The sequence below is a fragment of the Acinetobacter sp. YH12137 genome (assembly GCF_013418535.1).
Taxonomy (GTDB): domain Bacteria; phylum Pseudomonadota; class Gammaproteobacteria; order Pseudomonadales; family Moraxellaceae; genus Acinetobacter.
Genome location: NZ_VPBW01000003.1, coordinates 16,109 through 38,272, shown reverse-complemented (window position 1 = coordinate 38,272; position 22,164 = coordinate 16,109). Strand labels below are relative to the sequence as shown.

The 22,164-nt window shown below is 42.7% G+C and carries 21 protein-coding genes, 5 tRNA genes and 1 pseudogene; 8 read left to right on the top strand and 19 right to left on the bottom strand.

Going from position 1 to position 22,164, the window contains the following annotated elements; genetic code table 11:
• Nucleotides 1-15: 15 nt before the first annotated feature.
• The 8 genes from rimP to tpiA all read right to left on the bottom strand — a co-directional run bounded on the left by rimP (nt 16) and on the right by tpiA (nt 2,638).
• Nucleotides 16-540: a ribosome maturation factor RimP gene (rimP, locus tag FTU72_RS02395; RefSeq protein WP_179992192.1), complete on the bottom strand. Its 525-nt coding sequence runs from the start codon at nt 538-540 to the stop codon at nt 16-18.
• A 224-nt stretch (nt 541-764) separates the two neighbouring features.
• Nucleotides 765-841, bottom strand: a tRNA-Met gene (locus FTU72_RS02390).
• A gap of 88 nt (nt 842-929) precedes the next feature.
• A tRNA-Met gene (locus FTU72_RS02385) sits at nt 930-1,006 on the bottom strand.
• A 71-nt stretch (nt 1,007-1,077) separates the two neighbouring features.
• Nucleotides 1,078-1,154, bottom strand: a tRNA-Met gene (locus tag FTU72_RS02380).
• Between the two features lie 81 nt (nt 1,155-1,235).
• A tRNA-Met gene (locus tag FTU72_RS02375) sits at nt 1,236-1,312 on the bottom strand.
• Between the two features lie 53 nt (nt 1,313-1,365).
• A tRNA-Leu gene (locus FTU72_RS02370) sits at nt 1,366-1,450 on the bottom strand.
• 53 nt (nt 1,451-1,503) lie between these two features.
• Nucleotides 1,504-1,833, bottom strand: coding sequence for a preprotein translocase subunit SecG (gene secG, locus FTU72_RS02365; RefSeq protein WP_159122712.1), 330 nt, complete (start codon nt 1,831-1,833; stop codon nt 1,504-1,506).
• Between the two features lie 13 nt (nt 1,834-1,846).
• Nucleotides 1,847-2,638 (bottom strand): triose-phosphate isomerase, encoded by a 792-nt coding sequence (gene tpiA, locus FTU72_RS02360; protein ID WP_159122713.1) that lies wholly within the window; start codon nt 2,636-2,638, stop codon nt 1,847-1,849.
• A 278-nt stretch (nt 2,639-2,916) separates the two neighbouring features.
• On the opposite strand from tpiA, the gene pilB reads away from it, so the two are divergent.
• From pilB to coaE, 4 genes are read left to right on the top strand one after another with little or no spacing between them, the layout of a single operon-like run.
• Nucleotides 2,917-4,626 (top strand): type IV-A pilus assembly ATPase PilB, encoded by a 1,710-nt coding sequence (pilB, locus tag FTU72_RS02355; RefSeq protein ID WP_159122714.1) that lies wholly within the window; start codon nt 2,917-2,919, stop codon nt 4,624-4,626.
• Between the two features lie 30 nt (nt 4,627-4,656).
• Nucleotides 4,657-5,886: a type II secretion system F family protein gene (locus FTU72_RS02350; protein WP_180031288.1), complete on the top strand. Its 1,230-nt coding sequence runs from the start codon at nt 4,657-4,659 to the stop codon at nt 5,884-5,886.
• Nucleotides 5,886-6,746 (top strand): A24 family peptidase, encoded by an 861-nt coding sequence (locus FTU72_RS02345; protein WP_180052424.1) that lies wholly within the window; start codon nt 5,886-5,888, stop codon nt 6,744-6,746. The genes FTU72_RS02350 and FTU72_RS02345 overlap by 1 nt, the downstream gene beginning before the upstream one ends.
• A gap of 1 nt (nt 6,747) precedes the next feature.
• On the top strand, nt 6,748-7,353 hold the full coding sequence (gene coaE, locus FTU72_RS02340; protein ID WP_159122717.1) for a dephospho-CoA kinase: 606 nt from the start codon (nt 6,748-6,750) through the stop codon (nt 7,351-7,353).
• A gap of 38 nt (nt 7,354-7,391) precedes the next feature.
• Here the strand turns inward: coaE and FTU72_RS02335 are convergent, their stop codons facing one another.
• The 3 genes from FTU72_RS02335 to FTU72_RS02325 all read right to left on the bottom strand — a co-directional run bounded on the left by FTU72_RS02335 (nt 7,392) and on the right by FTU72_RS02325 (nt 9,568).
• Nucleotides 7,392-8,309, bottom strand: coding sequence for a DMT family transporter (locus FTU72_RS02335; protein WP_180052425.1), 918 nt, complete (start codon nt 8,307-8,309; stop codon nt 7,392-7,394).
• A 43-nt stretch (nt 8,310-8,352) separates the two neighbouring features.
• Complete coding sequence (gene rlmB, locus FTU72_RS02330) at nt 8,353-9,102, bottom strand: 23S rRNA (guanosine(2251)-2'-O)-methyltransferase RlmB (protein ID WP_180048017.1); 750 nt, start codon at nt 9,100-9,102, stop codon at nt 8,353-8,355.
• A 142-nt stretch (nt 9,103-9,244) separates the two neighbouring features.
• The gene (locus FTU72_RS02325) at nt 9,245-9,568 is read right to left on the bottom strand and encodes a pyrimidine/purine nucleoside phosphorylase (RefSeq protein WP_004787221.1); all 324 of its coding nucleotides are present in this window, start codon (nt 9,566-9,568) and stop codon (nt 9,245-9,247) included.
• A gap of 437 nt (nt 9,569-10,005) precedes the next feature.
• Here FTU72_RS02325 and recN point away from each other — a divergent pair, with 437 nt between their 5' ends.
• The gene (gene recN, locus FTU72_RS02320; protein WP_180002783.1) at nt 10,006-11,667 is read left to right on the top strand and encodes a DNA repair protein RecN; all 1,662 of its coding nucleotides are present in this window, start codon (nt 10,006-10,008) and stop codon (nt 11,665-11,667) included.
• 71 nt (nt 11,668-11,738) lie between these two features.
• On the opposite strand, the gene FTU72_RS02315 is transcribed toward recN, so the two are convergent.
• The 4 genes from FTU72_RS02315 to FTU72_RS02300 are packed head-to-tail and all read right to left on the bottom strand — an operon-like array spanning nt 11,739 to nt 15,162.
• A complete protein-coding gene (locus FTU72_RS02315) occupies nt 11,739-12,719 on the bottom strand; it encodes a CsgG/HfaB family protein (RefSeq protein WP_180016614.1) in 981 nt (326 codons plus the stop codon).
• A 51-nt stretch (nt 12,720-12,770) separates the two neighbouring features.
• Nucleotides 12,771-13,370, bottom strand: coding sequence for a penicillin-binding protein activator LpoB (gene lpoB, locus FTU72_RS02310; protein WP_180016615.1), 600 nt, complete (start codon nt 13,368-13,370; stop codon nt 12,771-12,773).
• Between the two features lie 12 nt (nt 13,371-13,382).
• A complete protein-coding gene (locus tag FTU72_RS02305) occupies nt 13,383-13,784 on the bottom strand; it encodes a YcfL family protein (protein WP_180016616.1) in 402 nt (133 codons plus the stop codon).
• A 19-nt stretch (nt 13,785-13,803) separates the two neighbouring features.
• Nucleotides 13,804-15,162, bottom strand: a complete 1,359-nt coding sequence (locus FTU72_RS02300; protein ID WP_180052426.1) for a COG3014 family protein — start codon at nt 15,160-15,162, stop codon at nt 13,804-13,806.
• Nucleotides 15,163-15,807: 645 nt separating this feature from the next.
• Here FTU72_RS02300 and FTU72_RS02295 point away from each other — a divergent pair.
• Together FTU72_RS02295 and ruvX are read left to right on the top strand one after the other, a co-directional pair.
• Complete coding sequence (locus tag FTU72_RS02295; RefSeq protein ID WP_004787233.1) at nt 15,808-16,362, top strand: YqgE/AlgH family protein; 555 nt, start codon at nt 15,808-15,810, stop codon at nt 16,360-16,362.
• Nucleotides 16,355-16,798 carry a Holliday junction resolvase RuvX gene (gene ruvX / locus FTU72_RS02290; protein WP_180016618.1) on the top strand — a complete coding sequence of 148 codons (444 nt, stop codon included), beginning with the start codon at nt 16,355-16,357 and terminating at the stop codon, nt 16,796-16,798. Before FTU72_RS02295 ends, ruvX begins: the two co-directional genes overlap by 8 nt.
• 235 nt (nt 16,799-17,033) lie before the next feature.
• Here the strand turns inward: ruvX and FTU72_RS02285 are convergent, their stop codons facing one another.
• A complete protein-coding gene (locus FTU72_RS02285) occupies nt 17,034-17,654 on the bottom strand; it encodes an alpha-ketoglutarate-dependent dioxygenase AlkB (protein WP_180052427.1) in 621 nt (206 codons plus the stop codon).
• A gap of 160 nt (nt 17,655-17,814) precedes the next feature.
• Here FTU72_RS02285 and FTU72_RS02280 point away from each other — a divergent pair, with 160 nt between their 5' ends.
• The gene (locus tag FTU72_RS02280) at nt 17,815-19,617 is read left to right on the top strand and encodes an ABC transporter ATP-binding protein (RefSeq protein ID WP_159124355.1); all 1,803 of its coding nucleotides are present in this window, start codon (nt 17,815-17,817) and stop codon (nt 19,615-19,617) included.
• A gap of 75 nt (nt 19,618-19,692) precedes the next feature.
• On the opposite strand, the gene FTU72_RS02275 is transcribed toward FTU72_RS02280, so the two are convergent.
• From FTU72_RS02275 to phoU, 3 genes and pseudogenes are all read right to left on the bottom strand, one after another.
• Entirely contained in the window at nt 19,693-19,938 is a 246-nt protein-coding gene (locus FTU72_RS02275) for a hypothetical protein (protein WP_257218559.1), read from the bottom strand.
• A pseudogene (locus FTU72_RS02270) lies at nt 19,887-20,687 on the bottom strand (glycosyltransferase family 2 protein). The gene FTU72_RS02275 and the pseudogene FTU72_RS02270 overlap by 52 nt, the downstream one beginning before the upstream one ends.
• A gap of 687 nt (nt 20,688-21,374) precedes the next feature.
• A complete protein-coding gene (gene phoU, locus FTU72_RS02260) occupies nt 21,375-22,094 on the bottom strand; it encodes a phosphate signaling complex protein PhoU (RefSeq protein ID WP_180016622.1) in 720 nt (239 codons plus the stop codon).
• Between the last annotated feature and the right edge of the window lie 70 nt (nt 22,095-22,164).

Genomic DNA, 22,164 nt, shown 5'->3' with positions numbered 1-22,164 from the left:
TTCTTATTAATTGAATTAATCTTGATAGACCAAGTTTGCTTTATCGATATTGTGACTGTCGATATCCAAAATCTGTTGCTTTTCTACTTCAACTTGAATCATTTCATTTTCAAGGTCGACTGCAACCAGTTTTGCCTGGAATTTACGACGGTTATCGACGGCACTGATCAAACGCAGCGCAACCGTTTGTCCGATATAATGAGCCATCTGCTCCAGCTGGAAGAATGGACGATCCCAACCTGGTGAAGACACTTCAAGCGAATATTCACCTGAGATTGGATCATGTACATCCAGGATCGCGCCGACTTGCTGTGTGACACGTACACAGTCCTGAACCCCAATACCACGACCCTGCTCTTCTTCGCCATCTTCATTGACAACAGGTGCTGCATTTTCATCGACCGGTTTGTCGATATAGATCCGTAATAATGAACGTTTGCCTTGTGGCAGGAATTCAATCCCCCACAGATTTACATCACAGGCTTCAACTGCTGGTGCAATCAAGTCCTGAAGTGCTTGAGTTTTATTTGATAGCTTCATTTACTCTCGTCATCTGGTGCGATTTTATGATCTATTTGACCACTACAAACCAATACAAACTATAGTAGTAGTGAAACATGGAGATTTGACCAAATATTGTCGACACTACACGATAGCCAATAAAAAAGGGCGTAAATCGCCCCAATTAATGCACAATTTGAACTTTTTTCAAATCCCACTGTGCAAAAAGGCCCACCATAGTTGTGAGCCTCTTTTAAGAAACTTGGTAGCGGGAGCTGGATTTGAACCAACGACCTTCGGGTTATGAGCCCGACGAGCTACCAGACTGCTCCATCCCGCATCAACGTGCAAAAATTATATACAAAAGATGCGAACTTTTCAATCACAACCACATCATTCTGCATATTTGTTATCTGTTACTGAAAAATTGGTAGCGGGAGCTGGATTTGAACCAACGACCTTCGGGTTATGAGCCCGACGAGCTACCAGACTGCTCCATCCCGCATCAGCATACAAATAACATTCAGCTTAATATTTTACACTAAACTGCCTTTAAAGTTTGCAGCTTTAAAGGATTGGTAGCGGGGGCTGGATTTGAACCAACGACCTTCGGGTTATGAGCCCGACGAGCTACCAGACTGCTCCACCCCGCAACAACATGCAAATAATTCTTCTCAACTTAAATCAGATTTAAGCTGCCTTTTAAAAGTTTGCGTCTTTAAAAAAGGATTGATTGGTAGCGGGAGCTGGATTTGAACCAACGACCTTCGGGTTATGAGCCCGACGAGCTACCAGACTGCTCCATCCCGCATCAACAGAAGTTTTTTTAGCTGGATACACCAACTTATATTCTGGATTATAAGTTGGTGCGGAAGGGGGGACTTGAACCCCCACGCCCGAAAGCACTACCACCTCAAGGTAGCGTGTCTACCAATTCCACCACCACCGCAGCTGTGACGCATTCTAGTCGCATCACTGAAAAAAAGAAAGGTTTAATTAAAATTATTCGGTCGTTTGTGGTGCAGTTGGTGAAGTTTCAACCGGTTGCGCAGGCGCAGTTGGTGCTGATTGAATTGACGATAAACTGTACGCATTCGTGGTTTGTTTCTTGGCAAGAATCGCCAAAGTAATACTGGTCACAAAGAACAATGCGGTAAAAACTGCCGTCAAACGGGTCATGAAATTACCCGAACCTGAGGCACCAAAGATCGTTGCCGCACCGCCGCCGCCAAATGATGCACCTGCATCCGCACCTTTACCATGCTGAACTAAAATCAAGACAATCATCAAAATCGCTAAGATAATATGTACTACCAGCACAAAAGTTTGCATGCTGAACTCCTAATTATTGTGTATTTGCAAATGCTTGAGCAATTTGATGGAACGACTCAGCATTGAGTGATGCACCACCCACCAATGCCCCGTTAATGTCAGGGCAGGCTGCTAACTCTACTGCATTTTCCGGTTTTACACTACCACCATATAAAATCGCCATAGTCGCAGCATAACCTGTAATCTGGCTCAAACCCTGACGGATCTGGGCATGCATGGCCTGCGCATCTTCTGGAGAAGCTGTTTTACCGGTACCAATGGCCCAGATTGGCTCATAAGCAATCACAATATTTTTCCACTGTTCATCTTCTACCACAGTCGCGATATCGCAAATCTGTTGGAGAACCACCGCTTCTGCCTGCCCTGCTTCACGCTGTTCCAGACTTTCGCCCACACAGTAAATTACGGTTAAACCGGCATTTAAGGCATTCTTGATTTTAGTATTTAAAATCTGTGAACTTTCAGCAAAAATTTCACGACGTTCAGAGTGCCCAATCAATACATAGTGAATCTGGCTATCAGCCAATAATTCAGCACTCACTTCCCCAGTATAAGCGCCTGTCCCTGCAATACGTGATACATCTTGTGCTACGGTATATACAGGGCGATTAGCAGAAGCAAATGCAGTTTGAATTTGAGTTAAGGCAAGGGTTGTCGGCGCCACACCCAAATGACATTTCTCTGTTGAAACTGGTGCAGACTCAAGCAAGTCTTTTAAATTCTGAACCAAAGCTTGGGCATCTGCCTGCATTGGATTCATTTTCCAGTTGCCCACCACCCAAGGGGTAATCGTCGAAACCGACATAAATAACCTATTTCACTGACATATCTTGAATTGGGCACATTCTACACGGAATTGTAAAATTTAAAGAATAGTTTTATTCATCCTATTTCTCAGTTTAGACTATTCAAAATGGTTATTTTTTGTTATCACTGAAAAAAATGCCCGGTTCTTCCGACCAGTTCAAGCTTTTACTGAATATCACGAAGATTGCAGCATTCTCAGCTATGGTATTTTTGTATAACAAACGTATAATTTTAGAATAGCAAATTAAAAAAATTGAATTGATAGGCATTTGAAGCATGACAGCATTGCAGGGGTCACCAAGATTTACGGGGTTTATTCGTCGCCTGGTCGATGAAGGGGTATTATCAGCTGAAGATATGCGGACTGCTTTAGCCAATGCCAAACAGGAAAAAACAGATATCGTGGCCTATTTGGTCAGTCATCATAATCTTTCCCCTACTACCATTGCTGAAACGATCTCAGTAGAATTTGGTGAGCCTCTATTTGATATTGGTGCTTATGATCCGGGACAAATCCTGCGTGAAGATATTGATGAAAAGCTGATCACCAAGCATCGAATTCTGCCAATTTATAAAAACGCCAATATTCTTTATGTCGCCACGAGCAATCCGACCAATATCGAAGCAACGGATGCCATCCGCTTTGCAACCAAACTGAATATTGAAACTGTTATTGTTGAACACAATAAACTCGAAAAACTGATTGAGCAAAACTTTACTGAAGAAAGTACTTTCGATTTTGATGATGATTTCGATCTGGATGTAAATGTCGATACAGCCGATCCGACTCAAGAAGAAGACGAAAAAGACAAGGGTGAAGAAGCCCCTATTGTTAAATATATTAATAAGTTACTGATTGATGCCATTCGTATGGGCGCTTCGGATCTCCATTTTGAACCTTATGAAAAAATGTATCGGGTGCGCTATCGTGTCGATGGGGTTTTACGTCAGATTGCAACCCCGCCCCTACAACTGGCAAACCGTTTGGCGTCGCGTTTGAAAGTCATGTCGCAGATGGACATTTCTGAGAAACGCGTGCCTCAAGACGGCCGTATTAAATTAAAGCTCTCAAAAAACAAAGCCATCGACTTCCGTGTTAACTCGCTCCCTACCCTGTTTGGCGAAAAACTGGTTCTACGTATTTTAGATCCGTCTAGTGCCATGCTGGGAATTGATGCTTTAGGTTATGAACCTGAGCAGAAAGAGTTATTCATGGAAGCCTTAGATAAACCGCAAGGGATGTTACTGATTACCGGTCCTACCGGTTCCGGTAAAACCGTATCCCTTTATACGGGCTTAAACATCTTAAATCGTGAAGATACCAATATTTCTACTGCGGAAGACCCAGTCGAGATTAACCTGCAAGGGATTAATCAGGTGAACGTCAATAATAAAGTTGGCCTGACGTTTGCAGCTGCTTTAAAATCCTTTCTGCGTCAGGATCCTGATATTGTCATGGTCGGTGAGATCCGTGATCTGGAAACAGCTGAAATTGCAATCAAAGCAGCGCAAACAGGTCATATGGTGATGTCAACTCTGCACACCAACAGTGCTCCGGAAACTTTGACCCGTTTACGTAATATGGGCGTACCTTCTTTCAATATCGCGACTTCAGTCAATCTGGTGATTGCGCAGCGTCTGGCCCGTCGCTTGTGTTCACAATGTAAAAAACCGGCTGACATTCCAAAGCAAAGCTTACTGGAGATGGGCTTTACCGAAGCAGATTTACAAAGCCCTGAATTTCAGATTTATGAGCCAGTCGGCTGTAATGAATGTCGTGAAGGTTATAAGGGCCGGGTCGGTATTTATGAAGTTATGAAGGTAACACCTGAGATTTCAAGAATTATTATGGAAGATGGCAATGCCATTGAAATTGCTGAAGCTTCCGCACGTGCAGGATTTAACAATTTACGCCGATCAGGGTTAGTGAAGGTTATGCAGGGGGTGACTTCTTTACAGGAAGTCAATCGTGTAACCAGCGAATGATCGTGCTGAATATAAAATAAGGATAAAGCTATGGCAGCAGTAAAAAAAGGCCAGATGACACCGATCTTCAGTTATGAAGGGGTTGATCGCAAAGGCGCCAAGATCAAGGGGGAATTGCCGGCACGAAATATGGCCTTGGCAAAAGTGAACTTGCGCAAACAAGGCATTACGATCAAAACCATCCGGGAAAAGAAAAAAAATATTCTCGAAGGTTTGATGAAGAAAAAAGTTTCCACCTTGGATATCACCATCTTCACCCGTCAGTTAGCCACCATGATGAAAGCGGGGGTGCCTTTAGTACAAGGCTTTGAAATCGTTGCAGAAGGTTTAGAAAATCCATCTATGCGCGAGGTTGTACTGGGAATCAAAGGTGAAGTTGAAGGGGGGAATACTTTTGCGGGAGCATTACGAAAATACCCACAATATTTTGACAACCTATTCTGTTCTTTGGTCGAATCTGGCGAGCAATCTGGTGCTCTGGAAACCATGCTGGATCGTGTCGCGATTTATAAAGAAAAAAGTGAGCTGTTAAAGCAAAAAATTAAAAAAGCCATGAAATACCCAGCTACAGTAATTGTAGTAGCTGTGATCGTCACAATTATCCTGATGGTGAAAGTAGTTCCTGTATTCCAGGACTTATTCTCTTCATTCGGTGCAGACTTACCTGCATTTACTAAAATGGTAGTCAATATGTCCGAATGGATGCAAAAATATTGGTTCCTTTTGATTATTGGAATTGGCGTAGTGATTACAGCCTTTCTTGAAGCAAAAAAACGTAGCAAAAAATTCCGTGATTTACTGGATAAGGCCGCGCTCAAAGCACCCATCTTTGGTGATCTGGTCTATAAAGCGATCATTGCCCGTTATAGCCGCACTCTCGCCACCACTTTTGCTGCCGGTGTGCCATTAATTGATGCGCTTGAATCGACTGCTGGTGCAACCAATAACGTGGTCTATGAGGAGGCGGTATTAAAAATCAAGGAAGATGTTGCGACAGGTCAACAGCTTCAATTTGCCATGCGTGTCACCGATAAATTCCCCTCTATGGCCGTACAAATGGTTGCAATTGGTGAAGAATCAGGTGCATTGGATGCCATGCTGGATAAAGTTGCAACCCATTATGAAAACGAAGTCGACAATGCGGTCGACGGTTTAACCTCGATGATGGAACCCTTGATTATGGCAATTCTCGGTGTCCTTGTCGGTGGCCTGGTGGTGGCCATGTACCTTCCAATCTTCCAAATGGGCTCCGTGGTTTAATGCAAGATTTTATTTCATATTTCAGTCAAAACCCAACTGCGCTTTATCTCGCAGTTGGGCTTTTTAGTCTTTGTATTGGTAGCTTTTTAAACGTTGTCATTTACCGTACCCCTAAAATGATGGAACAGGAATGGCGTACAGATTGCCAGCTGTTTTTGCATCCAGACCAGCCCATCATTGATGAGAACAAAATTACTTTAAGCAAACCAGTTTCCACCTGCCCGAAATGTCAGACTCCTATTCGCTGGTATCAGAACATTCCGGTGATTAGCTGGATCTTATTACGTGGTAAATGTGGTAACTGTCAAAATCCTATAAGTATCCGCTATCCATTTATTGAGCTTTTGACAGCTGCTTGTGCACTGATAGTGGTGGCAGTATTCGGGCCTACCATACAGATGCTGTTTGGTCTGGTTTTTACCTATGTCCTGATTGCCCTCACCTTTATTGATTTCGATACCCAGTTATTACCCGATCGCTATACCCTGCCGCTGGCTGCACTCGGCCTGGGCATTAATAGTTATGCGATTTATACTACCCCTGATTCTGCCATCTGGGGCTATATCATTGGCTTCTTATGCTTGTGGGTGGTGTACTATCTGTTTAAGCTGGTGACCGGCAAGGAAGGTATGGGCTATGGAGATTTCAAATTACTAGCTGCCTTAGGTGCCTGGATGGGGCCTATGCTCCTACCACTCATTGTATTATTGTCATCATTGGTGGGCGCGATTATTGGGATTATCCTGCTTAAAGTCCGTAAAGAAAATCAGCCCTTTGCCTTTGGCCCTTATATTGCCATTGCCGGCTGGATTGCCTTTTTATGGGGTGAGCAGATCATGAAAATCTATTTAGGTCAGTAAAGTGAAATTTGTACTCGGTTTAACTGGTGGAATTGGTAGTGGCAAGTCTGCTGCCAGCCAATGGTTTGAAGCTCAAGGGATTGCTGTCGTAGATGCGGATATTGTCGCCCGTGAAGTCGTTGATATCGGTCAACCAGCCCTACAGCAAATTCGGGAAGCTTTCGGCGATTGGGTTTTACTCAAGGATGGTTCATTGAATCGCCGTGTTTTGCGCGAACATATTTTCCAGTCTCCAGAAGCACGAAAAATGCTGGAAAATATCACCCACCCTGCTATTCGCAATTCAATTATTCAACAGTTACATGCAGCACAAAGTCCTTATGCGATTTTAGTTTCTCCTTTATTGTTTGAAACAAATCAGCATGAACTAACACAACATACGTTATTAATTGATGCTGCTATTGAACTGCAAATTCAACGGGCTTCACAGCGCGATGGACAAAATGTAGAGCAAATTCAGAAGATCATTGCCGCACAAATGCCGCGTGAACAAAAGTGTGCCATGGCTGATGATATTGTACTGAATGATGGTGAGCTAGAACATCTCTATGCTCATCTCACACCATTACATGAAAAGTATCTTCAGATGGCTGCTCAAAATCATTAACCCGAACTCAGTCAGTCTCCAAATAAAAAGCAGTCCTTTTAGGACTGCTTTTTTTGTTGTTCCAGTTTCTGACTCAGGCTATCTTGATGCATCAGCCAGCGCCAAGGTTGTATGGCACCAATTGCCATACCTACCAAACCAGAAACAATCGCGAGACTTAAAGGTTCATCTAGAAGCGGCACAGCCAGTATGGCAGCAATAAATGGTGCGAGAGTCACGATACTGCCCGCTTTAAATGCACCTAAACGCTTAATCGCTCCCACATAAGTTAGTGTCGCTACAATCACCACAAAAACACCGTGAAAGAGTACCTGGGAAGCCATTTGCCAAGGTTCAGCAGCATCCAGATGTTTGGGGAAGAATAGCAGATAAATTGGCACATAAACGATGGCTGACCAGATCGCTACACTGGCCATAGAATGCCAGGCAGATAGCTTCCATTGACGTAGCAGTACAGTGAATACACCCCACCACATTGCACTGATGAAAAATAGCAGATCGCCTAATCCCAAGGCCACACCGGACTCCCGGAACATCAGCCAACTCATACTGCCAATCGCAAGCAGCATAATCGCCATACTGATCCAAGTATGTCGGTCAAATCCCTGTTTAAATAACACAAAAGCAGCCACTGCGGTACAAAGTGGAATACAGCCATTTAGAAATACGGCAGCATGAGCTGCAGGTGCATAATGGAAAGCAGTATAAGCAGTCAGACAATACCCTACCCCGCCAATCATGGCTAAGAGAAAGGATTCCTTACTCCACAAAAAGGCTGTGTCCTTTTTATAAATCAGGACTGGCATCAGAATCAGAAAAGCCAATAGAAAACGTAATCCCACCAGATCCCAGGCACTAATCCCCCACTGGGCACTTAAGCGCGTGCTTAAGGTAAAACCTCCCCAAATACACATGGTAATTAAGACAAAGGCATAACCTTGCGTTCGGGGAGACATAGACTTCTTCTTTAACAGTATTTAGGTAAATAATAAAAAGGACTTAAGCTTGACGCTGACGACAGGCTTCATAAAGAGCCATCCCTGTTGCCACGCTCACATTCAGACTTTGCAGATTTCCTGCCATCGGAATATAAACCGTCTGATCACATTGGCTTTGGGTAATTGGACGCAAACCGGTATCTTCCGCACCCATCACCACGCATACACCTGTACCAGTAAAATCAAATTTCTGGATAGGTAAAGCTTTTTCATCCAGCATCGTACCAACCACACGTACATTAAATTCATCTTTGATTTGACCCAAAGTACGCGCCAGATTGGTCACCTGAATAAACTTCACTTTTTCTGCACCACCTGCTGCCACTTTACGTGCAGTCGGCGTCAGGCATGCTGAACGGTCACGCGGTACAATCACAGCCGCTACACCCATCGCTGCGGCAGTACGAATACAAGCACCCAGGTTATGTGGATCCGTTACCTGATCGAGTGCTAATAGAAGTACTTGAGAATCTTGTTTCAATAGATCTTCCAGATCCTTTTCATTTAAGGTTGGATGCGGACGAACTGCCGCCACAACGCCTTGGTGAAAAGGCAAACCGGCCAGTTTTTCTAACTTGTCACGACTAGCCTGCTGGACACTAATGCCGAAAGGCTCAGCCAGTTCCAACACACGTTTCAGGCGCTGATCATCACGACCTTTCAGGGTAAAAAGAGTCAAGACACGTTCAGGCTCAAGCTCCAGCAGTGATTCTACTGAATGGACGCCATAATAATACTCAGGTTTAGCCATGAACGACCTCGAAAATAAATGGGGAAATAGGCAGCAAAAGAAAAATCCTGCAAAGCCAACTTCACAGGATTCTGTATCAAGCTTAGTTTAACCGATTCAGAACAAAATTTCTTGATCGGTTACAGCTCATCTGTAGGTCTGTTTAGCCTTCAAAATGGCAAACATAGTCCAGCACGTCATCAGTTTCAATTTTGAAACGGCTATTGCCTGGCACATAGAACGACTGACCCGCACGGAACAGTTCTTTCTCTTCGCTGTCAGCGATTTGTACACGGCATTCACCTGAGATGATTTCCATACGCTCAGGCACATGTGTTTCAAAAGTTAATGCATTTTCTGAAGGTAAAATTACCCCTAAGGTTTTTTTAGTGCCATCTTCAAATTGCACCACATGGCTGATGCATAACCCGCCAAAATACACATTCGATTTTTTAAGTACTGATACATGATCAAACTGAGCTGACATGCCATTTCTCCAGATAAAGCATTTTGTAATATTTTGATTGCTGTAGTTTAAATGTGCACCCGCAACTAATCAATCGAAGTTTATCGGACTTGAATGAAATTATTGGTGCCCCCTGCTTGCCTTGATTCCAGCCTGTTTGAATGATTTCGGCAGATCCTGGAAAATGCCGTGATTTTTCCCGCCATTTATAAGCAAAATATATTCCGACCTGATTTAATTTAACTTTCAAGCATGTCAGAAAAATGAAAATATCTTTTGTAACTTCAGTGGCCTGATCTTGGTTCCTGTGACACAACATTCAAATAAGCGTGTATTAATCCATGAAATTTAAGATAGAATGAAATCGATTTATCCTGATTTATAATAACAGCCGCGTTGCTAGACTGAAGCAACTGACATGCTATTTCATTCAAACTTTTCGCAGCCCGGATGCGTTTATGCTGACACATTTAACTCTGATCAATTTTGCTTTGGCCGAGCATCTTGCTATTGATATTGATAAAGGTTTTAACGTTCTTACTGGTGAAACCGGTGCAGGTAAATCCCTGTTACTGGATGCTCTGTCTGCCTGTCTGGGGGAGCGAACCGATACCAATTATGTGCGTTATGGCACCGAAAAAGCGGATGTAACAGCAACCTTTAGTTATCAGGAAGACAGCCCTGAAGCGAGCTGGTTAAAAGAGCATGAACTGGATGATGAGTCGGGGGAGATTCATTTACGCCGGGTGATCTTTGCCACTGGCCGCAGTAAGGCCTGGATCAATGGTCGTCCCAGTAGTCTGTCTGAACTGAAAGAAATTGGCCGACTACTGGTTCAGCTTTATAGCCAGCATAGTCAGCAGCAACTTCTAGAACCACCTTATCCCAAACACTGGCTGGATCGCTATAGCAATTTTTATGCACCAGCTCAGGAAGTACGTGACGCTTATAGCACCTGGCATAAAAATATTCGCCAGCATCAGGCCGCGCTGGATGCACAAGCAACCCGTAAGCAACGTATGGAAACTCTGGAGCTGCAACTTGAAGAACTGGAAGAAGTCGTCCAGACGGATTATCAGGAAATTGAGCAGGAATTTGACCGCCTTTCACATCATGAAGCCATCATGCAGGATTGTGTTTATAGCCTGAATGGCCTGGATGAAGGTGAACAGAATATTTCGCAGGAACTGGCTTCAATCTTGCGCCGCATGGAATCGCATGCCGGTCGTAGCGAACAGCTTTCCCAGATTTATACCTCTTTACTGAATGCCCAAAGCGAACTCGAAGATGCAACGGCAACCTTACGTCAGTTTATGGATCGGCAAAGCTTTGATCCGGAACGTATGGAAGAACTGAATTCCAAACTGGAAGTGTTTCACCGTTTAGCACGCAAATACCGCACCCAGCCAGAATTGCTGAAAGAAGAATATGAGGCCTGGCAGACTGAACTTGAACAATTGCATCAGCTAGAAGACCCGGAAACTCTGGCTGAACAGGTCGAGGTCTCTTATCAGGAGTTTCTAAGCAAAGCTCAACATCTGGACCAGATTCGCCGTGATGCAGCCGAACCGCTGGCGAAAAAACTGACCGAACAGGTGAAACAGCTTGCCCTACCTGAAGCGCATTTTGAATTTAAATTTGAGCCTTTGGAACATCCATCAAGTGAAGGTTTGAGTTTTATTCAGCTTCTGTTTACTGCCAACAAGGGCATACCAGCACAACCTCTGGCACGCGTGGCTTCAGGCGGTGAATTATCCCGTATCGCCTTGGTGATGCAGGTGATGAATGCAGAAAAAACCGAAGCTGAAGTATTGGTCTTTGATGAAATCGACGTCGGGATCAGTGGCGGAACTGCGGAAATCGTGGGTCGCTTATTGGCTGATCTGGCACAGCATGTACAAATTCTTTGTATTACCCATCAGGCGCAGGTGGCTGCACAGTCCGACCAGCATTTATTAGTGAAAAAACGCCAGACTGATCCGGCCAGCAGTACCATTATTAATTTGGAAGAAAGTGAAATTGTACAGGAACTTGCACGTATGACGGGTGGCGTGGAAATTAATGAAACCACCTTGCAGCATGCACGTCAGTTAAGACAGTTAAAGTTTCAGCAAGCATAAATCATGCTTAATAAAAATCCCTGACTATTGCAGGGATTTTTTTATGAACAGCTCTTAGTTAAAGCCAAAAATTACCATTTGACTGGTTGATCACTAGAACCTGGCGTCATTCCATAACCGGGTGACTGGTCATAAGCTTGACGAGTTTGTACAGGCTGCAATTTCAAACCTTGTAAAATCTCTGAATTAAGACCTTGAGCAATTTTGTCTGCAGTACTGTCATTTAAACTGTTCGTCAAAATATTCTGCGTCATTAAATTAGACAAGGTACGGTTAAAGATTCCAGCTGCAACGACTTTACTGGTCGCAGCTTCAATCACGCGCCAGCTCAGACGCACCTGAGCCGCACCAGCATTCAGACCATACATCTGCCGATCACTGGCGCTAGATAAATCTTTAATCTGACCAACCAGCAAATAATCTGCGCCAACTTTCTGACCGATACGTGCCAGTTCCTGTGGTGCGCCATCCCAATACAGGAAACCGGTTTCAGACTGCATTTCCTCAATATAGTGACGATCAACCACACTTAATTGTCCGCTTTGGGTTAGATAAGTGCCCAGTGTATCGGATAATTCCTGACTAAATTGACGGGCAGATCCCCTTCCAGCCAGTCGATTATTTTTTTCCGCCATCTGGAATGGTAAAACAGCGATCCGGTGTAAATGCTGATCCTGCACAGCAGATTCAAACTTGACCACATGAGCACGGACTTTGGCCCGATAATTATTCTTCGCTCCAGAAACACTAAGTACCTGGAATTTAGTGACTGAACCCGAACCCTGATTAGCTACGCTAAAGACCGGAGATACCTTGCCGGTATAGGTCCAGCCTTGATGGTTCACTGATAAAGAAACGGTTTCTTCATAATCCATCTGCGAAGAAACCGAAGCACCATTTACTGACTGTACCGCTACCAATAACGCTTCAGAAATGGCCTGATGCTGTGTAGAACCACTGCCGCTGGCTTCTTTGATCACTTCCTTAATTGCTGCAAAAGCAGGTGAACTGAGCAATCCGGACAATAAGCCTGCAAGTAATATTTTTTTCATAATGAATTCTTCTGCGGTCACTGTGCCAAAGCACAGCAACCTTAATTTAAATTACAGGCCGAAAGTCGAACGCTTGCCTGCTTTACGGATTTCTTTCTCGCCAGTCCACTCGACAATTCCAGTCTGCAGGTTTTGCAATTTAAAGGTGAACTTGTAATACACATCGCTCTTGCTGCCCGCATTTTTTACAATGCTCGACAAGTTGCCATTTAGCATATATTCAGCACCGATATGACCACCGCTCCGTACAGCGGTTGCCTGATTCACCATGCCACTCTGTTTTTGATAGGCCAGTTGTTGCGCCATCGCATTCACAGACTTCATATCCACAAACCGGAATTTTCCAGAGTTGATCAGCTTGTTCTGAATGCTGTCAGTAATGGATTCAGTATCAATATGTTCCTGAGTTTTATTGTGAATACGATCTACTACAATCACCGGGCGACGGTTTTGTGTCATCTGCACGATCGGCGGGAACATCAGCATGTCATCCACCATTTTCGCTGCGATCATTTGCAGGTCAGTCGAACCGAAGTCAGTCGTCAAAGTTTCAACTGCTTGCGCATCGCCATAACTCACTGCACCAGTAGACGCACAGCCACTAACCAGAGTCGTTGCTGCCAATACAGCGAAAATCAATTTTGCATTCATGTTTAATCTCTCTTATTTTTTCAAGTACACAACAACATCGACAGCAGATGGATTTGGCGCCAGGGATTGCACGCCTTTGGTTTCACGGCCAGTTAACTGAATCGGCTTCCAGATGGCACCTTCAGGATTCACTTCCGCACCTTGCGCATCTACCCACACGATCTTGTAGCTAAAATCTTTGTTATTAAAACGACGGTTTTTGATTGCAATTGATGCGCGCTTCAAATCCCCTGCCGCACTCATATTTACGCGTTCTACAAATACTTCCGTACTCAGGATCGGGTTATTGGTGATCGTACGGATGCTGATTTCATTAGTTGAGTTGGTCTGGGTCGACAAGGCATTCGGTGCAGTACACCCCACCATTAACAGTGCCCCTAAACCAAGTACTGCAAAGCTGAATTGATGTTTCATATCGTTCTCTTAGGTTTTATTAATGTGGGATGGTGCTTACGCTGGCAGTAATCTTGTCATTGACGTGATGTGCATAGACAAAGACAGTTTGATTGGCTTTAACATCCAGATTGACAGCCGAACTGGAAAGGCTGCCGCTAGAGAGCTGTAATTTATGATTGCCTGGGGCGAGATTTAAACGAGCAATCTGAGCATTACTTGGTAAGGTACTCCAGCCACGCAAGTCGGCACGTTCAGTTGACATATTAAGCACATTGCCGGCCACCTGACCCAAAATACCCAGCTGATTGCCCAACTGTTTTTGTGCCGCATATTTGGCGCTTGCACGCATGATTTGACTGGTCAGATTGCCTACTACTTTTTCTTTCAGATCTTTAACTGCCAGAGCGCCAATATCACTAATCACGTAGCTGTCTTGCATAGGCTTATTGTTAACTTTGACTTTTAAGCTTTTCGGTGCCACATAGGTGCTTGGTTCATAAGTCGCAAAAGCGATATTGACCAGACCGCCTGGTGTTGGCACATCAATCTTGTTTTCAACCTTTTGTGGCACAATGCCTTGCTCGATAAAGACAATCACCGGCACACTGCCACTTTTTGGTTTTGCTACTAACTGATTCAGGCGTTTTACATCTTGGGCAATCTGCGCATCTGGTTGTAATTCATAGGCCTTTTTATAATCTACCAAGGCATCATTATATTCACCCAAGGTTTCCCATAAATTGGCAGCCATGTAGAACGCATACGCATTCTGGTAGCTGTTTTTAATCTTGCCGGCAATAGGGTCCAAACCTATAAACGCTTCATCCAGTGCGCTAAGCGGATTTCCTTCAGTAGCCGGTTTTTTAACTTTATCTTTTTTTCTTTCCAGCTCTTTCTGGTGAGCCAGTTCAATTTCACGCTGTAGGCCTTGCGCGACCCGCATTTCTACGGATGCAGCTTCTAAATCTTTGAGAAAAATATAGTTTTTTGCCTGAGAAATATGTGCCAGTACCTGTTCATGTGGTGGCACCAGATAAGGAACGATTGAATCATTACTCATCAAAGCCAGAGCTTTAAAGCCCACACGGGATACACTGACTTTCGCACGATTTTGCTGTTTATCCAGCAAAGTAAAAGCCTGTTTATAATATTCTTGGCTTTGATCATATTGATGATTAACCTGTAATAAACGGGCTTGTTCTAACAGATATAAAACTCCATCTTTTGAATTAGTTTTATTCTTGAAATCTGTAATTAAATTTTCAGACAGTTCTGCATTTAAATGACTAAGAAAAAAATTACCTTCTTCATTATATGTTTTGAATACTTCCGCATGGGAAATAATAGATGCTGAACATAGAGTAGAAATTAAAGTCCCTTTAAAAAAATGATGCATAACGATCCGTTAAAATAATAGAAGATTAAAAATCGGCGCATCTTACAAACAAAGCCTGATTGTTTCAATATGTAGTTTATGTATATATTACGTAAAATTTAACTCTAAACAAACGCATTATATTTACCTAAATTAAACAATATTAAATAAACTTTACAAATTATGATCGTTTTTAAGTATGAAAAATCTTTTCTATTATTGCTATATAAGTTTAATTAATTACATCTATTCATTAATAAAATAACTTATAAAAAATTAATAAAAAATAAAGCACTTCGCTTAAAATATAAAATTTAATATTTTCTTCTATTTAATTATTTAGTTTGATTATTAAACAATTAAAAATATATAAACTTATTCCTCATTGAATTTATTTTATATTCTTAGTCAATAATAAATGAGCTCTAGAATTTACCATTCAATAAAATAAAACTGATTTTATTAATTTATTGAAAAAATAAAAAAAATGCCTATTTGTAGTTTTTTTATACTCAGTATCTACAAAGCTAAGTTGTCAGTGGTGCATTTTTGTGGGATAAGTAAATAAAGGAATAGACAATTTGCAGAATTGAAAATCCAGTCTTTTGCCCTGATAAATCATTTACCACAATCATAAACGATATAGACTTTTGGAGAGCCGCTCAGGTGACTAAACAATATCTGACTCATCGTTGTCTGATTGCGCCACCCCATGCAAGTGACGATTTTTTTGCGCATACGGTCATTTATCTGGCCCGTCATGATGAAGATGGCGCTCAAGGGATCATTATTAACCGCCCTGCTGGCATTCAAATTAAAGAATTGCTGAATGATCTGGATATTGAGGCGGATAATGTCAATCCCCATGAAGTGTTGCAAGGTGGACCTTTGCGACCAGAGGCTGGTTTTGTCCTGCATACCGGTCAGCCGACCTGGCATTCCTCTATTGCTGTGGGTGAAAATGTTTGTATTACCACATCTAAAGATATTCTGGATGCGATTGCGCATAATGAAGGTGTAGGCCGCTATCAGATCGCATTGGGTTATGCGAGCTGGGGCAAACATCAGCTTGAAGAAGAGATTGCCCGGGGTGACTGGCTAATCTGTGAATCCGATATGGACCTGATTTTTAACTTACCTTATAACGACCGCTGGGATGCTGCCTATAAAAAAATGGGCGTAGACCGAACCTGGTTATCTTCCGAGATTGGACATGCCTGATGTAAACGCGCCAAACACTATTATGGCGTTTGATTTTGGTACACAGAAAATGGGAATGGCAGTCGGCCAATCCCTGATTGAAAGTGCCACCCCCCTCCCTTTATTTCCTATGAAAGACGGGATTCCGAACTGGGACGAATTACTGAAAATTGTAAAAAACCATCAGCCAAGCCTATTTTTAGTGGGACTTCCACTGAATATGGATGATAGTGAATCTGAACTGTCGACACGGGCACGAAAATTTGCCCGCCGTTTACGTCATCAGACCAATATTGAAACCTTGATGGTGGATGAACGCCTGACCACTCGTGAAGCACGGGATGAACTGGATCATTATCAGGCTCAAGGTCGTGGCAAAAAATTGTCTGCGGACAGTATTGCTGCTGCCCTCTTGATTGAAAGCTGGTATAGGTATCCGGCTGGACTGCAACCTTAAATTTTTTAAATATCAGTAATAGCATCTTTCGAGATGCTATTTTTTTGAATTAAAGAATCCCTTTTTTAGCTCATTGGGATACTTTCAATCTAAAAACAATAGAGTGCCTTCATCAATCATTTTTTAATCATTCAACAATGAGCAAAGGAACTCCCTCATCCTCACTTTCTCCCTGAGAGAAGGAATTTTAAATACTAATGAACTAGTATTTTTTGTTTTATCAAAGATAATTTAATTAAGGAAAAAAATAACGAAAAGTCAGGTTAATTCTAGGCTCCAGAACCCGAGTCGTTTTCCGGATACAATGTTTCCAGTAGTGTTGAGTCTGTCCACGCATCACAATCAACTGTCCACTTTGTAAAAGCAGATCTACTGTTTTATTTTCCGTTTTATGTTTAAAACTCATCTTGCGGGTTGCACCCAGACTGAGGGACGCAATCACATTTTCTTGAGATGTTCCTTGATATAGAGCAGCTTCATCATCACTATGCCAGCCCAGACCTTGTGAACCATCTTCATATAGATTCGCCAGACAGGAATTAAAGGAATGACCGACCAATTTTTCAATATGCTGCTTTAACCGAAATAGTCTTGGTGTCCAGATATGAGCTTGTTTAAAACTTCCGGAATAATGATATTGATAGTGTTCATCACCATACCAGACGACTTTTCGTCCAGTAATATAATGCTTGCCAAATAAAGTGACTTCATCCGCTTGCCAGGCCAGATGAGCTAGAAAATGCTGTAAATATTGCTGGCTCTGCTGCTCATTTAAAATCTGGCCATAATCCTCTACCACCCCATCAAAGGGTAATAAATTCACTTGAGATTCTGGCGCAAACAGGTCCAAAGTCATTTTAAAATCAGTCTAAAATTTACGATATCTTGCTGAAAAGATTGAGACTTAACCGGAAAAATTACAATCTAATTTCACAAATAAATACAACATTTACTCTTGTGAGTACCTCTATTCCTGCCTAGACTAAATTCAACTTTGACAATAAAAATAATTGCTTATGAATTTATGGCAGCTGTTTTTAAAACTTCGTCCCTTTGTCAGCCCTTATCGGCTCCTGGTGATTGCGACCCTCATTCTGACCCTGATCGGTTCCTTTACTGCTCAGGTCAATGCACTGACCCTGCAATATGCAGTCGACAGTATCAATGCTTTGCTGGAACAAGGACAAGGGCTAGATGAAGGCTGGCATATCCTGATCACTATCTCTGCCATTTTACTCGGTAAGGAAGTGGTGAATGCGCTGGTACAGTTTGGGCAGAAGTTTTATGGAGAAAAGCTGCGGATTTTTATTTCCCAAGATCTGGCTCAAGGCATTATTGAAAAGTTTTTAAAGTATCGGCTGGCATTTTTTAATCAGGATAATAATCAGGCCGGAAAATTGCAGACCCGGATCGACCGCGGAATTGGCTCCCTCACCCGACTGGTCCAGATCTTTTTCATTGATATTTTTCCTCTATTTACCAGTGCAATTGTCGCGCTCGGATTGATGTACTATGCCAATTTTTATGTCGGGCTGGTCGCCACAGCGATTGTACCGATCTACTTCTGGCTCACCTATAAACAGGCACAAAAACTTGGTGGATGGCGCCGTAGTCTGAGAGATGGCCGGGAAAAAAAGAGCCAAGGGATTCTCAGTATCATCAATTCAATTACAGTCATCAAATCCTTTAACCGGGAATCAATTGAATCAGACAAGCAGCTGAGCTTGCAGCGTGAACTGACCGATAACCAGATGAAAACCCGGCAAACCAGCTTCCTGTTTGATGGCTTAAAAACCTTTATTGAACAGATCGGCATAGTCCTGATTATTATTCTGACCTCCTATTTTGTACTGGATGGCCAGATGAGTATCGGCATGATCATGTACCATGTGCTGCTCTTTAATAACGTCTCTGCCCCGATTCGCTCGTTGCACCGGATTTATGATGAAGTGAATGATGCCATGATCTATTCAGAAAGCTTCTTTAATATTCTGGAAGCGGATGCTGAAATTGAACAGAGTGGCCAGCAAAAACCACCTGTCCAAGGCCGATTTGAGCTAAGTGGCGTGAATTTTTATTATCCGAATGGGCATCATGCTTTAAAAGATATCAATATGGAAATCCGCCCCAATACCATTACCGCACTGGTAGGATTATCGGGAGCCGGAAAATCAACCTTGATCAGTCTGCTAGATAAATTTTATGAACCACAGGAAGGCCAGATCAAGCTGGATGGGATTGATTTAAAAGATTATGACACTCAATATTTACGTGATCATATCGGATTGGTACTACAGAAAAACCATATTTTCCAGGGCACAATTTTTGACAATATCCGTTATGGCAAAACCAATGCCAGTATGGATGAGGTGATTGCAGCTGCTCAAAAAGCCTCAATTCATGAACAGATTTTACAGCTACCGGATGGTTATGATTCCGATGCCCTGCAACTGTCCGGCGGTCAGCAACAGCGAATTGCCATCGCACGGATGTTCCTGAAAAACCCGCCGATTATTTTTCTGGACGAGCCGACGGCGAGTCTGGATGCCATTGCGACAGAACAGATCAAACAAAGTCTGGATCAGATCAAGCAAGGCCGTACCGTGATTATCATTTCACATAGCCTGTCTCAAATTATTGATGCGGACTATACCTATGTGATGAAAGAAGGTTGTATTGCCGAACACGGTGAACATGACGCGCTTTATCATCAGGACGGCGTATATAAGGAAATTTTCGATGCAATGGCCAAGAGCCTGAATATTGAAAAAATTGCCAAGACTTTTGAAGATGATGCAGAGGAAGAAACGCATAGTTAGCTCTTCATTAGACTATCCCTAAAAAATAAAAGCGGTCTTTAAAGACCGCTTAAAATCAAGATTTATCGTCCAGTATTAAAAACGCATAATCCATTCACCTTTGATATAACGATAATCGTAATTCGGGCCATAGAAAGAAGCACTGCGGTTATAGCCGGCATTCATCCGCAGAAATTGCGAGCCACGAACAGAACTTTGTACATTAAGCTCAAATAGCCGGGTAGACTGGCTCGGATCCTGATTGATTTTTTCTCGGCCAAAGCCTGCCGTTAAGCCTGCGGACCAGCCAGCAAAACGCTGACGCCAACCGAGAGCGAGCATCGATTCTTGATAATCTTCTGGGTTGAAGTACTCTCTACCCACATTAAAATACTGGGATGTTTAATGAATGCCTCAATCATGCCACGAGCCCAACGCTGACGCTGTTTAACAAACACTTTAAGCGTCGTCGGTGCATTGGTAAACAGGCAGGTATCCTCACAATGTCCAATCCGATAACCTGCATTTAATAAAGCCCAGGTCAGCACAATATCTTCACCTACACATTTAGGCCAGCCACCGACTTCAATCAGGGCATTACGGTCATAAATAGAAAAAGCACCTTGTGCTACCAGAGTTCCCTGATAGAGAGATTGCAGGCGTTTGGTCGCCGAGATCCCCAAAAAATAGTCCCATTCCTGAGTTTTGGTCAGCAGATTGGTACGTGAGTTACGTACCAGAATTTTACCCGCAACCGCACGTGTATTTGGAGGATCTGCCACATAGCGCTCAACAATATTGATGAGGGCAACACGATGGAGATAGGAATCCGCATCGACGGTAATTACTAGATCATGTTCCGCAAGTTTCAGACCTTCGTTTAAGGCGTGCGCCTTCCCTGCATTTTGCTTTAAATCCAGTAAAGTCAGCTAGGGAAATCTTGATTCTGCTTTGCGAACAATCTCTGCGGTTTCATCCTGAGAGCCATCATTGATCACAATAACCTGTAATTTTCCCGGATATTTTTGCTGGTTAATACTGACCAAAGTGTCTTCAATTGACGCGGCTTCATTGTAAGCAGCCACCAACATGGTAATCCCTGGATAAACTGCTAATGGCTGGCGTTTAGGGCGTCTGTCCATCATCAGGCTTAATGCCGCAAATGAGTTCATAAATCCTGGAATAATGGCAATACCATAAATCAGAAAAATAGCCCAAAAATAACCGATATAGCTGCTCAAATCATGCATCCAGTCCTGGGCAATCCAGATAGAAAATACGGTCCAAAAACACGCACCCATTAACGCGATCACAAACTTTAACTGCACAGAAAAGTAAATTCGGGAAGCTTCTCTTTGACTTTCATCAATGATCATGAATTTTCTCTTAAATATATAATTTCACTGAGTAAATTAATGCAGGGTTAGGTTTAGACCAGAAGTATGTGACTGATAACAAAAGAGCTTCGTTTTTCTTTCTTATCTATAGGTTTGATGAGCACATGAAAAAATCTTTTCACTTTCTGAAAATAATTCCATTTTCATAAATCAACCCGCATTTTGCTAAATTATATACAACTTTTGTATGTTTTTTGATAAATAGTTCACATTTCTTTTAATTAAATTTATAACGATTATTAGTAATTGTTATTTATGTGATTTTTCTCATAGTAATATTAAGGAACGCCTATCCTATCTAGCTTTCACAATATCAAGAATATATTTTTGAAATAAAAAAAGCCTGCACAATGCAGGCTTTTTATCATTATTTAGGTTTGCTTAACGCTGAAATTTTTGCTCAATTTCTTCGACACTGCTATGCCGTACATCCAGGCCCTTGACCATATAAATGACCTGTTCCGAAATATTACGTGCATGGTCTCCAATGCGTTCCAGTGAGCGTAGCACCCAAAGCACATTGATCACTCGGCTAATATGCCGTGGATCTTCAATCATATAAGTCATTAAGGTACGGGTAGCGGACTGATATTCCCGGTCAATATCGGCATCGGCCTGCATCACGCGCAGCGCTTGGTCTATATCCAGACGAGCAAAGGCATCCAATGCATCATGAATCATCACTCGAACCTGGTTACCAATATGTCGGGTTTCCATATAACCGCGTGGTGAACCACCCTCTTCACACAAAGTCTGGGCAATACGGGCAATTTTCGATGCTTCATCTCCAATCCGTTCCAGATCGGTATTGGCCTTGGACATGGCAAGCACCATACGCAGATCAATGGCAGCGGGATGACGGCGAGCCAAAATCAGGGTGAGCGCCTCATCAATTTCACCTTCCAGGCGGTTCACGGTGTTGTCCTGAAACTGCACCTCAACCGCCATTGCAGCATCTGTATCCAGCAGCGCATGAATGGCATTAGCCACCTGCTGTTCTACCATGCCGCCCATGGTCATGAACTTGGTATTTACATCCTGCAATTCTTCATTGAATTGCGAAGAAATGTGATGACTGAGCACAGGATTATTGGGACTCAAGGAAATCTACTCCTGAACAGGAAAAGGCAAAAATACATCATGAACTGTGATTAAAGCATGACCATCATGA

Coding starts and splice junctions, on each gene's coding strand:
- rimP (WP_179992192.1), bottom strand. CDS start 540: ATGAAGCTATCAAATAAAACTCAAGCACTTCAGGACTTGATTGCACCA.
- secG (WP_159122712.1), bottom strand. CDS start 1,833: ATGCAAACTTTTGTGCTGGTAGTACATATTATCTTAGCGATTTTGATG.
- tpiA (WP_159122713.1), bottom strand. CDS start 2,638: ATGTCGGTTTCGACGATTACCCCTTGGGTGGTGGGCAACTGGAAAATG.
- pilB (WP_159122714.1), top strand. CDS start 2,917: ATGACAGCATTGCAGGGGTCACCAAGATTTACGGGGTTTATTCGTCGC.
- FTU72_RS02350 (WP_180031288.1), top strand. CDS start 4,657: ATGGCAGCAGTAAAAAAAGGCCAGATGACACCGATCTTCAGTTATGAA.
- FTU72_RS02345 (WP_180052424.1), top strand. CDS start 5,886: ATGCAAGATTTTATTTCATATTTCAGTCAAAACCCAACTGCGCTTTAT.
- FTU72_RS02335 (WP_180052425.1), bottom strand. CDS start 8,309: ATGTCTCCCCGAACGCAAGGTTATGCCTTTGTCTTAATTACCATGTGT.
- rlmB (WP_180048017.1), bottom strand. CDS start 9,102: ATGGCTAAACCTGAGTATTATTATGGCGTCCATTCAGTAGAATCACTG.
- FTU72_RS02325 (WP_004787221.1), bottom strand. CDS start 9,568: ATGTCAGCTCAGTTTGATCATGTATCAGTACTTAAAAAATCGAATGTG.
- recN (WP_180002783.1), top strand. CDS start 10,006: ATGCTGACACATTTAACTCTGATCAATTTTGCTTTGGCCGAGCATCTT.
- FTU72_RS02315 (WP_180016614.1), bottom strand. CDS start 12,719: ATGAAAAAAATATTACTTGCAGGCTTATTGTCCGGATTGCTCAGTTCA.
- lpoB (WP_180016615.1), bottom strand. CDS start 13,370: ATGAATGCAAAATTGATTTTCGCTGTATTGGCAGCAACGACTCTGGTT.
- FTU72_RS02305 (WP_180016616.1), bottom strand. CDS start 13,784: ATGAAACATCAATTCAGCTTTGCAGTACTTGGTTTAGGGGCACTGTTA.
- FTU72_RS02300 (WP_180052426.1), bottom strand. CDS start 15,162: ATGCATCATTTTTTTAAAGGGACTTTAATTTCTACTCTATGTTCAGCA.
- ruvX (WP_180016618.1), top strand. CDS start 16,355: ATGCCTGATGTAAACGCGCCAAACACTATTATGGCGTTTGATTTTGGT.
- FTU72_RS02285 (WP_180052427.1), bottom strand. CDS start 17,654: ATGACTTTGGACCTGTTTGCGCCAGAATCTCAAGTGAATTTATTACCC.
- FTU72_RS02280 (WP_159124355.1), top strand. CDS start 17,815: ATGAATTTATGGCAGCTGTTTTTAAAACTTCGTCCCTTTGTCAGCCCT.
- FTU72_RS02275 (WP_257218559.1), bottom strand. CDS start 19,938: ATGCTCGCTCTCGGTTGGCGTCAGCGTTTTGCTGGCTGGTCCGCAGGC.